This is a genomic window from Pseudomonas sp. ICMP 460 (assembly GCF_002723595.1).
Classification (GTDB): Bacteria; Pseudomonadota; Gammaproteobacteria; order Pseudomonadales; family Pseudomonadaceae; genus Aquipseudomonas; species Aquipseudomonas kitaguniensis.
In genome coordinates, this window is sequence record NZ_LKBR01000010.1 from 141,791 (window position 1) to 157,924 (window position 16,134).

At 59.1% G+C, this 16,134-nt stretch carries 13 protein-coding genes; 12 read left to right on the plus strand and 1 reads right to left on the minus strand.

The window, feature by feature from the left end; genetic code table 11:
• The first annotated feature begins 203 nt into the window (after positions 1-203).
• The 10 genes from AO240_RS09185 to AO240_RS09230 all read left to right on the plus strand — a co-directional run bounded on the left by AO240_RS09185 (position 204) and on the right by AO240_RS09230 (position 14,309).
• Entirely contained in the window at positions 204-4,670 is a 4,467-nt protein-coding gene (locus AO240_RS09185) for a dermonecrotic toxin domain-containing protein (RefSeq protein ID WP_143505347.1), read from the plus strand.
• A 266-nt stretch (positions 4,671-4,936) separates the two neighbouring features.
• Positions 4,937-6,259, plus strand: a complete 1,323-nt coding sequence (locus tag AO240_RS09190) for a sugar ABC transporter substrate-binding protein (RefSeq protein WP_099236271.1) — start codon at positions 4,937-4,939, stop codon at positions 6,257-6,259.
• 161 nt (positions 6,260-6,420) lie between these two features.
• A complete protein-coding gene (locus tag AO240_RS09195) occupies positions 6,421-7,347 on the plus strand; it encodes a carbohydrate ABC transporter permease (protein WP_099236272.1) in 927 nt (308 codons plus the stop codon).
• Between the two features lie 10 nt (positions 7,348-7,357).
• Positions 7,358-8,188 carry a carbohydrate ABC transporter permease gene (locus AO240_RS09200; RefSeq protein ID WP_058413343.1) on the plus strand — a complete coding sequence of 277 codons (831 nt, stop codon included), beginning with the start codon at positions 7,358-7,360 and terminating at the stop codon, positions 8,186-8,188.
• Positions 8,189-8,234: 46 nt separating this feature from the next.
• Entirely contained in the window at positions 8,235-9,338 is a 1,104-nt protein-coding gene (locus tag AO240_RS09205; RefSeq protein WP_099236273.1) for an ABC transporter ATP-binding protein, read from the plus strand.
• A gap of 10 nt (positions 9,339-9,348) precedes the next feature.
• Positions 9,349-10,830, plus strand: a complete 1,482-nt coding sequence (locus AO240_RS09210; protein WP_099236274.1) for a mannitol dehydrogenase family protein — start codon at positions 9,349-9,351, stop codon at positions 10,828-10,830.
• A gap of 139 nt (positions 10,831-10,969) precedes the next feature.
• Entirely contained in the window at positions 10,970-12,451 is a 1,482-nt protein-coding gene (gene xylB / locus AO240_RS09215) for a xylulokinase (RefSeq protein ID WP_099236275.1), read from the plus strand.
• Between the two features lie 12 nt (positions 12,452-12,463).
• The gene (locus AO240_RS09220; RefSeq protein ID WP_099236276.1) at positions 12,464-13,402 is read left to right on the plus strand and encodes a carbohydrate kinase; all 939 of its coding nucleotides are present in this window, start codon (positions 12,464-12,466) and stop codon (positions 13,400-13,402) included.
• Positions 13,403-13,557: 155 nt separating this feature from the next.
• Positions 13,558-13,827, plus strand: coding sequence for a DUF2790 domain-containing protein (locus AO240_RS09225; RefSeq protein ID WP_099236277.1), 270 nt, complete (start codon positions 13,558-13,560; stop codon positions 13,825-13,827).
• 77 nt (positions 13,828-13,904) lie between these two features.
• Positions 13,905-14,309: a hypothetical protein gene (locus AO240_RS09230; RefSeq protein WP_099236278.1), complete on the plus strand. Its 405-nt coding sequence runs from the start codon at positions 13,905-13,907 to the stop codon at positions 14,307-14,309.
• On the opposite strand, the gene AO240_RS09235 is transcribed toward AO240_RS09230, so the two are convergent.
• Positions 14,310-14,579: a DUF1652 domain-containing protein gene (locus AO240_RS09235; protein WP_099236279.1), complete on the minus strand. Its 270-nt coding sequence runs from the start codon at positions 14,577-14,579 to the stop codon at positions 14,310-14,312.
• Between the two features lie 443 nt (positions 14,580-15,022).
• On the opposite strand from AO240_RS09235, the gene AO240_RS09240 reads away from it, so the two are divergent.
• A complete protein-coding gene (locus tag AO240_RS09240) occupies positions 15,023-15,223 on the plus strand; it encodes a ParD-like family protein (protein WP_099236280.1) in 201 nt (66 codons plus the stop codon).
• A complete protein-coding gene (map, locus tag AO240_RS09245; RefSeq protein ID WP_099236281.1) occupies positions 15,223-15,984 on the plus strand; it encodes a type I methionyl aminopeptidase in 762 nt (253 codons plus the stop codon). Before AO240_RS09240 ends, map begins: the two co-directional genes overlap by 1 nt.
• Positions 15,985-16,134: the final 150 nt, after the last annotated feature.

Here is a 16,134-nt window from a genome sequence, read left to right on the forward strand (position 1 = left end):
TCCTCATGAGAATCGAGCCATTACGCTACAGCCCGCTCCCCTCTTCAGCTACCCACCTTCAAGCTCAATCCGAAATAGCCTCTACTGATCATGCACGGACTAAACGTAGCAGCCCGGTGGTGGGTCTGGGGACCACAAAAGCCGCAACAGCACTGATCAGAGCAGGCGGTGCAGCCCTCTCCTCCCTGCATAGCGCTGTCTTGATGGATCAAGTCATTGCCGATCCCGCTGGAAGGAAGTCCCCGCTGCGGAGCCCTTTTATTTCCGATATTCCTGCAATCTCAACGTTCGGTAGAGCCTGGGCTCAGCTCACCCATGCGATTCAAAGCGAACCTTTTGCAAGTTTCGCCAGTGAGCACAAGATTGATACGTCAACCCTCAAACTGAACACTCAGTCAGGATGGATTATGACTTGTGTTGCAAACGGCAAGCTTGCCACGTTCAGCACATACGATACGGGCTATGAACAGGCCACTGCAGCGGTTAGCGCCGCCGCTCAAGCGTTCTCCTCGCAGCTTGGCCCGCTCGAATATACCGGCGCAAACCGTGCTTCTGCCGAGGTAATAGGCAACTTCTACGGCGTACGCCCAGGCGGCATACAAGCGCAGATTCTGCGCTTGATCAGCGAACAGCAAGACCACCACACCTTCAACGCGCTGCGTGAGCCTGACTCCAAGGCACCCGAGTTTAACCGTCCGGCTTATTCGCACATTCGAGAACAACAACGCGAAGCGATAGAAAGTTTTGCCGGGGAAATCGCATTGAACCCCGCGCTTCTCTCCCCTTCGCAACACACGCCTACGCCGTTGGTTGAGGACGCTGATCGGGAACTGGCCAGAATGTGCAGCAGTGCCTTGTTAAGCCTCAGGCCCGAAATGGCGCGTTACGGCAAAGGCCCGCGCACCAGCTTTGCACTGTCTGAGATACCTGAACACTCAACCCTGGGGCAAACCCTGCGCAACACACAGCTACCGCCAGGCAAAGACGCGCAGATCAGCCTCGCCTGGATAACCCGGTTTTACGCCGAGCCGGGCCATAACGACACCTTGGTCGGCGTGCTCACACACGCCTCAACGCTCACTCGCAACGGCTTTCGCGCATTGAGTAAAGACACCCCGCCAACCGACGCACGTTCCCTCGCGGTCCAGCAACGGCAACGCGCCGCTATCCAGACGCTCGCAAACCCAAGCACAACTGAACCTGCGGTGGCTGCACCGCCGACTGAAAATCCCAACCCTGTCCTCGACCCGATGGCCGCTATTGCACGCCGCCAGTTTGCCGGTGAGCCCAACGTGTACTCGGTGGTCGCGCGATTGCTCAGCGAGCGGATAAAGCAGGCGGCCCCGTCACTGGACGTCGACGTTAACCAAATCGCCATTGAAACACCCGACCCGGACAACCCTGGGAGCGTTAAGCGAACACAATTGATGACGCTTGCCTTGGACTACTTGGCCGGCGGTGAGGCCCCGAACTTCACCAGCACCGACAGGGCGTTTGACACTCGCCCTGATTTACTGGCCCGCACGGGCAACGCTGCCGACACCCCACTCGTTCTCGATTTGTCAGCCATAAGCGGTCTCATCGGTGCGCTGCCGTCCCGTCTGAACACAGCCTACGAGGCCGATTCGCGCGACTATTGGAGCAAACAGGCGTTCAGCAGTCCGACCAATGCCGACAGCGTTTTCAGCGGCAGCCGTCGTACGTTGATCAGTCATATGCTGCGCAGCAACCTGCAACTGGCGAGCCTGAAACAGCCCGGTTTGGATGACGAGCAACGTAAAACCGTGGACATGGTCGTGAGGCATCCCGAAGGATCGACGAGGCCCGCGCCACTTGACCCCAATTCATCGGGTGCCACCGTCTATTCCTTGGGCGGTTCTACGCCGAACATGGTAATTCATCGATACCTGGCACAATCAAACCGCGGCATCCTCTTGCTAGTGGAGCCCAGTGGAAAAATCAGCGCTTATGAGGCCTGGGATGACGTCGAAAAGGCAGGCCTTGTCCGGCGGGAACTCACCGGTAATATATTCGACACCCAAGCCCAAACCCTCATCAAGCAGCATCAAGGCAACAGCCTGTTCAACCCGCCACTACCGATGGGTGCACAGAACCCGCCGCCCGTAAAAACCAGGCTGCCCGACTGGATGAGTAATGCCGGCGAAGCCGAACGTTTTGTGATGCATGAGCTCAGCCAAGGGCTGGCAAGCTTCATACAACGTAACAAAGGCCGTGCGTACAACAGCGACATCAAAGACATCCATACGTTTGCGCAGCAGCAGTTCGACCTGCTGCCCGAAAACAAGAAACTGACGCAGCACGCAGCCGAAAAACTGGAGGTGGTCTTTAAAGTGGCTTACGGGACGCTGGGCTCTGGCTTTATCGAGCGCCAAACCATGAGCCTGACTGACATGCTGCTCAATAACCTGTCGGGGCTGCCTAATGGTCAGATCGAGGTTTTTTTCAAGCCAGGGTTCAAAGATGAAAACGGTGCAGAAGTCAAAATCCGGGTGCCCGCACTTGAGCAAGAGGGCGTGCTCAAGCAACTGGTTACCGACCTCGATATCGGCAAAAACTACCCCGCGTTACTCAAGGAAAAACTACTCGACGAGCCGGCCAAAATGGCCGAACGCCGATCACTGTTTGTCCAGCAAGTGCCCATCGAGCTGCAGCTCAAAGCGCTGGAGCTTAGCATCAAGGGAAAAGCCGGTTTCAACAACACGGGGTTCCGGTACCTCCAGGAGATACTCAAGCCGGGGCCAGGCCCAAAGACCGTAGACAGCAAAGAAATCGTCATCCGGCCATTGGCTTTCGATAATAAGCCCACTGGCAAAACCGATGTGGTTGAAGGCGCTTACCTGATCGAACCCAAAGACAGCACAACCGGCCCGCATATTTTGTATCGTCCGTTGATTGCCGATGCCCCGCTTCTGCAATTTGCTACTCGCGAGGCTCTGCTGGAAGCCATCCAGACGCCAGGCAAGCTACAAAACGACACCCTGGCCTGGTTACCTGACGAAAATACGCGACAGCTCTACAGCGGTAACGGTTTTAAACACTCTAACGTTGTGCTGTTCGGGCTCAACCTGGGGTCCGTTTCCCTCAACGAGACCGTCCCCTTGGCCGTGGACAGCCGCCTGCAGCAAACGCTGCAAGAAGGCAAACTGATGGAATACCTGTACGAGGCGAATGCCCACAGCTTGATCTCCCTGGCCGGACACCAATCGACATCCGACGCACAAAGCCGGTGGGCGTCCCTCAAGACAGGGGGTTTCCTGCTACTCAATGCGCTGCTGCCAGTGCTGCGCGGCCCTGGCGCCGTGCTCGGCTTGCTGCTGCAGGCAGAGGGCATCATCAACGACTTGGAGGTTCTGGGCGATGAGCGTTCGACAAGCAAAGAGGCGGCGCTGGCAGATCTGTTGGTCAACGTTGCGACGTTGTTGATCCATTTCAAGGCGCGATCACTGCCTGAACCATCCACAACCCTCTCACCAAGGCCAGCAACCGGCGGCAGCCTACTGGTGGATGAGGTGGCAGCGCCCACTCCAGCGTCCAATAACCGCATTGTCCTGGGAGGCCCTGCGGATATAAAACCGCTTGCCGGCGACGTTCAAGTCTTTGTGGACACCTACAACGGCAAGCAACGCCTCAATATCATGGGCCACGGTGAGAAACCCATAGGTGAGCAAGCTGCACACATCTTTGGAGAAGATGGCAAGCATTACGAGGCAGAAGACATTGACCAGGAATTGTTGGCGCGCGGCATAGACATCCGAGACTATAGCGATTTGCGGTTATTAGCCTGCTACTCCGGCAACGGCGGTGAACAGTCTCTCGCGGCGAAACTCAGTACACTCACAGGTGCGCGCGTAAAGGGTTTTGAGCAGGAAATCATTACAGACTACATGGGCGTTGGCGATGAAGATCCATTCAAGGTCTACGAAGACGCCTCGGCACGTTACCGCAAAAACTATGCAAACCTCAGTGACCGTGAGATCCACCGCATGGCTGAAGCAGAACTGAACCGCAAGCTTGCTGATCGGGATATCGAGTTCAATGTCTTCAAAGATAACGGCACGGAAGTCGAGCTCAATATCGGCAGTGATGACAAGCCGGTGATCTATAAAACCAGGGTCGATTATCAACCGCGGACCTTTGGAACACCGAAGATCAAGCCTGCGCCTATCAAGCCAGTTGAAGTACTGATGGGTTACTCGCATACCGCTGAAGACGCGCACTCGGTGCTGTCAACTCGCAGCCTCACAGATTGCTCCGCACTGGCGGTGCTGACTGACCTGAAGGACGGGGTTTATCAGAAACGCACATTAATGCACCTGACCGGCAGCAATCTGGAGTTCGGTTTATTTGACAATGACACTTATCAGCTACTGCAAACACTGAATGAGTCGCTTGCCGATGGCGGCAAGGTGATATTCGTCGGCGGTATCGACTCACAATCTGCGGTAGGCATGGGCGTTGTACTGGGGCAAGAGTACCAGGGGAAAAAACCGCTGCTGGCCCTCCTCAGAAAACCTGGTGTAGAGACTACGATCGCCAGTTCACTGGGGGTTGATATTAACCCGGATGGCACATTCACGTTAATTGAAGGCACGGGCAAAGGCGTGTTCAACACCGCGCAGATCCGGGATGTATTCGACTTCGCCGATTAATCCAGGCTCTCTGTCACCCGCAGAAGCCGGTTGGAACGGCTCCTGCGGTGTTAAACGCGGGCCCTGTACTTTCAGGTTTGTCGAGAAGGCACGCCTGCAATGCGCTGCCGCCCGAGTGCAAAAAAGTATCAGTGAAAGTGCGCCCAAGGATTTGTCATATGCCCATTTCAAGGCTGTAATCAACGCACACTCTTCCAGTTGCCTTGGGAGACACAACAACAATAACTGTCCTTCTGCAGCCCCTGGGCGCAGAAATGGAGTGCGCAATGAAGTTCACAGCAAAAGCTCTGCTTGCCTCTACTTGCATGACTGCATGCATGACCCTCAGCGCCGTCAGCTTCGGCGCGCAAACCCTGACCATTGCCACCGTCAACAACAGCGACATGATCCGCATGCAAAAGCTCTCGAAAACCTTCGAGGCCGAGCACCCGGAGATCAAGCTGAACTGGGTGGTGCTTGAAGAAAACGTGCTGCGCCAACGCCTGACCACCGACATCGCCACCCAGGGCGGGCAGTTCGACGTGTTGACCATCGGCATGTACGAAGCTGCACTGTGGGGTGCCAAGGGCTGGCTGGAGCCGATGAAGGACCTGCCAGCGTCCTACGACCTCGACGACGTGTTCCCTTCGGTGCGTGACGGCCTGTCGGTTAAAGGCTCGCTGTACGCCCTGCCGTTCTACGCCGAAAGCTCGATCACCTATTACCGCACCGACCTGTTCAAGGACGCCGGGCTGACCATGCCCGAGCACCCGACCTGGACGCAGATCAGTGAATACGCGGCAAAACTCACCGACAAAAGCAAAGAGCAGTACGGCCTGTGCCTGCGCGGCAAAGCCGGTTGGGGTGAGAACATGGCGCTGATCACTACCCTGGCCAACGGCTACGGTGCGCGCTGGTTCGATGAGAAGTGGCAACCGGAATTCAACGGCCCCGAGTGGAAAAACGCGTTGAATTTTTACGTCGACAACATGAAAAAATCCGGCCCGCCGGGTGCCTCCAGCAACGGTTTCAACGAAAACCTGGCGCTGTTCAACAGCGGCAAGTGTGCGATCTGGGTGGATGCCAGCGTGGCCGGCTCGTTCGTCACCGACAAAACCCAAAGCAAAGTGTCCGAGCATGTCGGCTTCACCTTTGCCCCGCACGAAACGACCGACAAGGGTACGTCGTGGCTGTACTCGTGGAGCCTAGCGATACCGACCAGTTCCAAAGCCAAGGACGCCGCCAAGGTGTTCAGCAGTTGGGCCACGTCCAAGGAATACAGCCAGCTTGTGGCCAAGACCGATGGCATCGCGAATGTGCCGCCGGGTACACGCAAGTCCACCTACAGCGATGAATACATGAAGGCCGCGCCATTCGCCAAAGTCACCCTGGAATCGCTGAAAGTTGCGGACCCGACCAAACCTACCCTCAAGCCAGTGCCGTACATCGGTATCCAGCTGGTGACCATTCCTGAATTCCAGGCGATTGGTACCCAGGTCGGCAAGTTCTTCTCGGGCGCGCTGACCGGTCAGCAAACGGTGGATCAAGCCTTGACCGCCGCGCAGACCACCACCGAGCGCGAAATGAAGCGAGCCGGCTACCCCAAGTAATCCGGGCCTGCCACAGTCAAATGTGGGAGGGGGCTTGCCCCCGATAGCAATCTACCAGTTGATGATTTTGTAACTGATACAGCGCTATCGGGGGCAAGCCCCCTCCCACACTGACCGCGCTTCGACTCTGGTTTTGCATGTACCTGACGGGTTCTGATCCTATGAATACCAACACTGCCCAAGGGCAACCTGACACGCAGGAAAAGCCGCGCAAAAACCGCCTGGCCAACCCCGGCTGGTTTCTCGTCACCCCTTCGGTCGCCATGCTGTTGCTGTGGATGATCGTGCCGCTGGGCATGACGCTGTACTTTTCGCTGATCCGCTACAACCTGCTCTACCCCGGCGAAAACGAATTTGTGGGGCTGGAAAACTTCACCTACTTCATCACCGACTCGGGCTTTTTGCCGGGCGCCACCAACACCCTGTTGCTGGTCGGCAGTGTGCTGTTGATCAGCGTGGTGTTCGGCGTGTTGATCAGCGCCCTGCTCGAAGCCAGTGAGTTCTTTGGCCGCGGCGTAGTGCGCGTGCTGTTGATTTCGCCGTTCTTCATCATGCCCACCGTCGGTGCGCTGATCTGGAAAAACCTGATTTTTCACCCGGTGTCGGGCGTGCTCGCGGCCGTGTGGAAGTTGTTCGGCGCGCAGCCAGTGGACTGGCTGGCGCACTACCCGTTGCTGTCGATCATCATCATTGTGTCGTGGCAGTGGCTGCCCTTCGCGATCCTGTTGCTGATGACGGCCATGCAGTCCCTCGACCAGGAACAGAAGGAAGCCGCGCGCCTCGACGGTGCGGGCGCCATCGCAATTTTCTGGCACCTGACCCTGCCCCACCTGGCGCGCCCGATTGCCGTGGTGGTGATGATCGAAACGATCTTCTTGCTCTCGGTGTTCGCCGAAATCTTCACCACCACCAACGGTGGCCCGGGCTACGCCTCGACCAACCTCGCGTACCTGATCTACAACCAGGCGCTGGTGCAGTTCGACGTGGGCATGGCCTCGGCCGGCGGCTTGATTGCCGTGGTTATCGCCAACATCGCGGCGATCATCCTGGTGCGGATGATCGGCAAAAACCTGACTGACAAGCCTTGAGGGCCGCGCCATGACGCTTCAACAATCTCGCCGCCTGCAAAGCCTATTGCTCGGCACCCTGGCCTGGGCCATCGCGATCCTGATTTTTTTCCCGATTTTCTGGATGGTGCTGACCAGCTTCAAAACTGAAATCGATGCGTTCGCCACACCGCCGCAGTTTATCTTCACGCCGACGCTGGAGAACTACCTGCACATCAACGAGCGCAGCAATTACTTCAGCTACGCCTGGAACTCGGTGCTGATTTCGTTCAGCGCCACCGCCCTGTGCCTGTTGATTTCGGTGCCGGCCGCCTACTCCATGGCGTTCTACGAAACCAAACGCACCAAGGGCACGCTGCTGTGGATGCTCTCCACCAAAATGCTGCCGCCGGTGGGCGTGCTGATGCCGATCTACTTGCTCGCCAAAAGCATGGGGCTGCTGGATACGCGCATCGCGCTGATCATCATCTACACGCTGATCAACCTGCCGATTGTGGTGTGGATGGTTTACACCTACTTCAAGGACATCCCTAAAGACATCCTTGAAGCCGCCCGCCTGGATGGCGCCACGCTGTGGCAGGAAATGGTCCGCGTGCTGCTGCCCATCGCCAAGGGTGGCCTGGCGTCCACGGTGTTGCTGTCGCTGATCCTGTGCTGGAACGAGGCGTTCTGGTCGCTCAACCTGACCTCCTCGAATGCGGCGCCGTTGACCGCGCTGATCGCGTCCTACTCCAGCCCCGAAGGCTTGTTCTGGGCCAAATTGTCTGCCGTATCGACCCTGGCCTGTGCGCCGATCCTGATTTTTGGCTGGATCAGCCAGAAACAACTGGTGCGCGGTTTGTCGTTCGGCGCGGTGAAGTAACGGCTTCTCTCTAACAAAAACGCATGTAGACGTGGAGGCCCATCCCATGGCCAACCTGAAAATCAAGAATCTGCAAAAAGGCTTCGAAGGCTTTTCGATCATCAAGGGCATCGACCTGGAAGTGAACGACAAGGAATTCGTGGTCTTCGTCGGCCCGTCGGGCTGCGGTAAATCAACCTTGCTGCGGCTGATCGCCGGTCTGGAAGAAGTCAGCGAAGGCACCATCGAGCTCGATGGCCGCGACATCACCGAAGTCACCCCGGCCAAACGCGATTTGGCCATGGTGTTCCAAACCTACGCCCTGTACCCGCACATGAGCGTGCGCAAGAACATGTCGTTTGCCCTGGATCTGGCTGGCGTCGACAAAAAAGTCGTCGAGAGCAAAGTCAACGAAGCTGCGCGCATCCTTGAGCTTGGCCCGTTGCTGGAGCGCAAACCCAAGCAGCTCTCGGGCGGCCAGCGCCAGCGCGTGGCCATTGGCCGGGCGATTGTGCGTAACCCGAAGATATTCCTGTTCGATGAGCCGCTGTCCAACCTCGACGCCGCGCTGCGCGTGCAGATGCGCCTGGAGCTGTCGCGCCTGCACAAAGAACTGCAAGCCACGATGATCTACGTGACCCACGACCAGGTTGAAGCCATGACCCTGGCCGACAAAGTGGTGGTACTCAACAGCGGCCGCGTGGAACAGGTCGGCTCGCCGCTGGAGCTGTACCACCAGCCGGCCAACCTGTTTGTGGCGGGCTTTTTGGGCACGCCGAAAATGGGCTTTCTCAAAGGCAAGGTCACGCGTGTCGATGCCCAAGGCTGCGAACTCGAACTGGACGCCGGCGGCCACATCAGCCTGCCGCTGAGCAGCGCTACCTTGAGTGTGGGCAGCCCGGTCACGCTCGGCATTCGCCCGGAACACCTGGAAATCGCCACGCCCGGCCAAGCCACGCTGACCGTCACCGCCGATGTCGGCGAGCGCTTGGGCAGTGACACGTTCTGCCACGTCATCACCGCGAGCAAAGAGCCGTTGACGCTGCGCATTCGTGGCGACATGGCCAGCCAATATGGCGAAACACTGCAGCTGTACCTGGACCCGACCCAATGCCACCTGTTCGACGCTGAAGGCGTCGCCGTGGCCCGCCCATTGCGCGCTGCCGCCTGAGTATTTACCGATGAAATTGAACACACAGACCCTCACCCAACTGGCGCCCGAAGTTCAACTGCCCACCTATTCAATCGCCAGCACCTCCCAAGGCATCGCGCATATCGGCGTCGGCGGTTTTCACCGCGCGCACCAGGCGTATTACACCGATGCGCTGATGAACTTGGGCATTGACCTCGACTGGAGCATCTGCGGCGTCGGCCTGCGCAGCGAAGACCGCAAGGCCCGCGATGACCTCGCCAGCCAGAATTACCTGTTCACCCTGTACGAGCTGGGTGACACCGACGACACCGAGGTGCGCGTGATCGGCGCCATCAGCGACATGCTGCTGGCCGAGGACGGCGCGCAGGCGCTGATCGACAAACTCGCCGACCCGCAGATTCGGATTGTCTCGCTGACCATCACCGAGGGCGGTTACTGCATCGACGACAGCAACGGCGAGTTCATGGCCCACCTGCCGCAAATCCAGCATGACCTGGCGAACCCGCAGGCGCCGAAAACCGTGTTCGGTTTTATTTGCGCCGCATTGACCCAACGCCGTGCGGCCGGCACCCCGGCGTTTACGGTGATGTCCTGCGATAACCTGCCGCACAACGGCGCCGTCACGCGCAAAGCGCTGCTGGCCTTCGCCGCCCTGCACAACGCCGAGTTGCATGACTGGATCAAGGCCAACGTGAGCTTCCCGAACGCAATGGTCGACCGCATCACGCCGATGACCAGCAACGCCCACCGCCTGCAACTGCACGACGAACACGGCATCGACGACGCCTGGCCGGTGGTCTGCGAACCCTTTGTGCAGTGGGTGCTGGAAGACAAATTCGTCAACGGTCGCCCGGCCTGGGAAAAGGTCGGCGTACAGTTCACCGATGACGTAACGCCCTACGAAGAGATGAAGATCGGCTTGCTCAATGGCAGCCACCTGGCCCTCACCTACCTGGGGTTTCTCAAGGGCTACCGGTTTGTGCACGAGACCATGCACGACCCGGTGTTTGTGGCGTACATGCGCGCGTACATGGACCTGGACGTGACCCCGCACCTGGCACCGGTGCCAGGCATCGACCTCACGGACTACAAGCAAACCCTGGTGGAGCGTTTTTCCAACCAGGCGATTGCCGACCAGTTGGAGCGCGTGTGCTCGGACGGCTCGTCGAAGTTTCCCAAGTTCACCGTACCGACCATCAACCGCTTGATCGCCGACGGGCGCGAGACCGAGCGTGCAGCGTTGGTGGTGGCCGCGTGGGCGTTGTACCTCAAGGGTGTCGACGAGAACGGCGTGGCCTACAGCATCCCGGACCCGCGCGCCGAGTTCTGCCAGGGCTTGGTGAGTGATGATGCGCTGATCAGTAAACGCCTGTTGGGCGTGGAGGAGATTTTTGGTAAAGCTATTCCCAACTCGCCTGAGTTTGTGGCAGCGTTCGAGCGGTGTTTTATCAGCTTGCGTGACCACGGCGTGACCCACACCCTCAACACTCTGTTGAAGCAACCGGCGTAAAAATGTGGGAGGGGGCTTGCTCCCGATAGCGCTGTGTCAGCCACCTGATTGATAACTGATGCACCGAAATCGTGAGCAAGCCCCCTCCCACAGTCGACCGGGTTAACCGCCCAATAATAATACTGCTGAGCAAATCATCATGACCCGGCAAAACCTGTTTCTCGGCATCGACTGCGGCACGCAAGGCACCAAGGCCGTCGTCCTCGATGCCACCAGCGGCAAGGTGCTGGGCCTCGGCGCTGCCAGCCATACGCTGATCAGCGGCGCCAATGGCCGGCGCGAACAGCACACCCAGGAATGGCTGGACGCCTTCACCGAAGCCACCCATCGCGCCTTGCAAGACGCTGGCGTCGATGGCCAGGACATCCTCGGCATCGGCGTCTCCGGCCAGCAACACGGCCTGGTGCTGTTGGACGACCAAGGCCAGGTACTGCGCCCGGCCAAGCTGTGGTGCGACACCGAAACCGCCGACGAAAACCAGCGCCTGCTGGATTACCTCGGCGGCGAGAGCGGTTCGCTTGCGCGCCTCGGCGTGGCAATTGCACCGGGTTACACCGTGTCCAAGCTGCTCTGGACCCGCGAGCAGCACCCGCAGGTCTTCGCGCGCATCGCGCATATCCTGCTGCCCCACGACTACCTGAATTACTGGCTGACCGGGCGCGCCGTCGCCGAATACGGCGATGCCTCAGGCACGGGTTATTTCAACGTGCGCAGCCGCGAATGGGACGTCGCGCTGCTCAAGCACATTGACCCCAGCGGCCGCCTGGAAGCGGCGTTGCCGCCGCTGATCGAAGCCCACCAAAGCGTCGGCACGCTGCTGCCGGCCATCGCCGAACGCTTGGGCATCAACTCCAACGCCGTGGTCGCAAGCGGTGGCGGCGACAATATGATGGGCGCCATCGGCACCGGCAATATCGCCCCCGGCGTGATCACCATGAGCCTCGGCTCATCCGGCACCGTGTATGCCTTTGCCGAGCAGCCGAATGTCAGCCCGCAAGCGTCGGTCGCAACCTTCTGTTCGTCCAGCTGCGGTTGGCTGCCGTTGATTTGCACGATGAACCTGACCAACGCCACCTCGCTGATTCGCGAGCTGTTCGACCTCGACCTGGCGGCGTTCAACACCCTCGTCGCGCAGGCGCCGATAGGTGCCGACGGCGTGAGCCTGTTGCCGTTCTTCAACGGCGAACGTGTGCCCGCCCTGCCCCACGCCACCGGCAGCCTGCACGGCTTGACCATGACCAACCTGACCCGCGCCAACCTGTGCCGCGCGGTGGTCGAGGGCACCACCTTCGGCCTGCGTTATGGCCTCGACCTGCTGCGCCAGACCGGCCTGCAAAGCCTGCGCATCCGCCTGATCGGCGGCGGCTCGAAAAGCCCGGTGTGGCGGCAGATGGTTGCCGATATCATGAACACCGAAGTGGTCTGCACCGAACAAAGCGAAGCCGCCGCCCTGGGCGCGGCAATCCAGGCGGCGTGGAGCCAGTCCGGCGAGTCGCTGGCCAGCCTCTGCGACAAATGCGTGAGCGTCGACCCGGCCAGCCGTACACTGCCGGTGGCCGCCAGCGTAAGCGCCTATCAACAGGCCTACGCACGCTATCAACAACTCGTGGCAACCCTTTAAGAGCGAACGACTATGTATTTGGTGTGTGGCGAAGCGCTGTTCGATTTTTTCAGCGAGGAGGACGCCAGCGGGCAGGCGTCCAAGGTCAATTACAAGGCGATTGCCGGCGGCTCGCCGTTTAACGTGGCGGTGGGTTTGCGTCGCCTGGGCATTGAAGCCGGGCTGTTCGGCGGGGTGTCCAACGACTTCCTCGGTCAACGCTTGCAGCAAGTGCTCAAGGACGAAGGCGTCAGCCCGCAATTTCTGGTGGAATTCACGGCGCCGACGACGTTGGCGATGGTTGCCGTGGGCGCCGATGGCTCACCGCGCTACAGCTTTCGCGGCGAAGGCTGCGCCGACCGCCAACTGCAAGTCGCGCACTTGCCGGCCTTGGGCGATGATATTCGCGGGCTGCACATTGGCTCGTTTTCGCTGGTGGTACAGCCTATCGGCGACACGTTGCTGAGCCTGGTTCGCCGCGAAAGCGGCAAGCGCCTGATCAGCCTCGACCCTAACGTGCGGCTCAACCCGCAACCGGATATTCAACTGTGGCGAGACCGCGTGGCCGAGCTGGTCAAGCATGCCGACCTGATCAAAGTCAGCGATGAAGACTTGCACCTGCTCTACCCCGATCAGTCACCCGAAAGCGTGCTGCAAGGCTGGCTGCAGCACCGTTGCCAACTGGTGTTCCTCACCCGTGGCGGCGACGGCGCGACAGTATTCAGCCGCCGGCACGGCAGTTGGTCGCAACCGGCGGTCGAGGTGGTGATGGCTGACACGGTTGGCGCCGGCGACACCTTCCAGGCTGCGCTGATTGCCTGGTTGACCGAACACCAACTGGATTCGGTTGACGGCCTGCAACAGCTCACGCGTGCGCAGATCGACGCCATGCTCGGCTTCGCCATTCGCGCCGCCGCCCTGACCTGCGGCAAAACCGGGCCAGACCTGCCGTACCGTCAGCAAGTGGGCTGAACGCGCGTTTATGAAGGTTTTGTCAGCCAGGTCAAGATTAATCCATGGTTAATCCCGCCAGTCGACAGTGAAGTTGACCGCACTCACCGCCCAAGGGCACGTGCGGCCGCCAGCGCATCGTGTTGATGCGCAGGCGAGACTTGCGGAGACCTGCCATGAAACTGCGTACCTTACTTTTTAGCAGCACATTCGCCCTGGCGGCGCTATCGGGCCTGGCCCATGCGGACACTCAAGCGCTTGTGACGAAGCCGGTGCCGTATCAATACGGCATGCCTTTAAACATCGACAAGGTGATCGCCATGCACGAGACCGACACCCCTGTGTGCAAGGTCATCAATGCCGACATCAAGTTCGTCGACAAAGCCGGCAAGGTTGAAGATGTGGGCTATCGGAAGATGTCCGACGCCTGCGATTTCCAGAACTGAGGCAATCAACGGTAGCGACAAGCCCCTGTGCAAACGCGTAGTCTTGCGGGCTTGTCATAAGGCTGAAAGGATTCGCCATGTCGCTGAGTTTTCGTACCCTCGCCACCTTCACCGCCTTTCTTTGCTTCGCCCTCGCGCTGCTCTGGGGATTACGCCCGGGCCTGCTGTTGTGGCTGTGGAGTGTCGAGTACTCAAGCGCCGCCGAGCTGTTGGCGCGCCGTAATGCCGCGCTGTTCCTGGCCATCGGCATCATGTTTTATCGCGCTCGCCACGCGCCCCGCTCCGACACGCGCAGTGCCTTGACCGGCGGGTTTACTGCCGGCTGCTTTGTACTGGCTGCGCTGGGGTTCAGTGAATGGCTCAATGGCAACGCCGGCCCTGGAATTCTGCTGGCGGTGGCAACCGAACTGATACTGGGCCTGGCGTTTGTCCAGGCCCACAGGTTGTCGATGAATCAAGTGCACACCGACAACCGCGCGTAATCAGTGATAACCGCGCGCACCCACTCTTTGCACAGCGGGTGCTGCGCTGTGCTTGAGGTCTTCGCGCAACCCGGCGATCAAGTTGCAAATAGCGCGGCTGCTGTCGAGTTTGTCGGCGTTTATACCTTTGACTTCCAAATCGACTCGGTCACGGTCACGATCGTCATACACCTTGATCGTCAGCGAAGCATCTTCGGCCTTGGTGCATTCGCACCGTTTGGGCAGGAAACTTCCTTCAATAATGCTGCGAAGTTCTAATTCCGAAAGCATGGCCAACCTCTCCTTTTATGAGACTGCCAACAGATTGATTATGTGCGTCAGGCGTCTGCCTGCCACGTCTTGCCGACCCTGGAAGACGCTTACCTTGATCAGCGTACTCGGCAAAATCCACTCTCGTTGTAACTTTTCTTCATAAGCAACAGGCGGCGTTATATAACGTTAGCGCAGGTTTTTCTGCGGCGTTTAGATCATCTTCGAACGGCTGTGATTAAACGTTTAACGTTGCGGGTTTTATTAAACGCAATGGCATGCGGCGATTGTTTCAGCAACATGTAGCAAACTATCCGGATACTCGCGGCTGTGGCATTTTTGCGGCCGCTGCGCAGCCCAACGGAAGCAAGCCCCCGCCACAGGAAGCCATTGGGTGGGAGAGGGTTTACGATGAGCATACGAAACGTTTACGCTTTGTATATCCACCTATCACAGTGAAGCGCATGGGCATCGTCAAAATCACCGATCAACTGCATCAACAACTGCGCTTGGCCAGCGCCGCCATGGACCGTTCCATCAACGCTCAGGCCGAGTTCTGGATCAAGATCGGCCTGCTCGCCGAGCTCAACCCGCACCTGCCGTACAACGAGCTGATCAACAAGTTGTTGCTCGACAAGCCCGACCTGATCCGGGGGCGCGCCTGATGATCAAGACCCCCGCACAACTGGCCGTGATGCGTGAATCCGGGCGCCTGCTCGCGCAAGTCTTCAATAGGCTCGACGGCTTTGTCGCCGCTGGCCGCTCGACCCTGGAACTCGACAGCGCCGTTGAAACGTTCATCCGTAACGACCTGAAAGCGCGCCCGGCCAGCCTTGGGCAATACGATTACCCCTTTTGCATCAACACCTCGATCAACCAAGTGGTGTGCCATGGCATGCCCAGCGCCAAGGACGTGCTCAAGGACGGCGACATCATCAATATCGACATCACCCTGGAAAAAGGTGGCTTCATCGCCGATTCGAGCAAGATGTACATGATCGGCAAGGTGGCGCCCAACGCACAGCGCCTGGTGGAGAAAACCTTCGAGGCGATGTGGGCGGGCATTCGCCAGGTCAAGCCCGGCGCGCGCCTGGGCGACATTGGCCATGCGATCCAGAGCCATGCGCACGCCAATGGTTACAGCGTGGTGCGTGAGTACTGCGGCCACGGTATTGGCCGCGAGATGCACGAAGAGCCGCAGGTGCTGCACTTCGGCCGCCCCGGCACCGGGCTGGTATTGCGCGAAGGCATGGTGTTCACCATCGAGCCGATGCTCAACCAGGGCAGCTCAAAAGTGCGCAGCCTGAAGGATGGCTGGACGGTGGTGACCCAGGACAACAGCTTGTCGGCGCAGTGGGAGCACACCGTGGCGGTGACGGCGGACGGGTTTGAAGTGCTGACCTTGCAAGCTGGCGCCGCACTTTAGATCAAAATCACACGCCTCCTGCTTAGCGTTGTGCTTTGGGTTTTGAGTGCGTATCCGTTATTGAGGTTATGGCTTATATCGGTTCCGCTCTTACAGCGGGTCACTTTTGAAAGGACCCAAAAGTAACCAAAAGGTCCTCGCCCCACCACT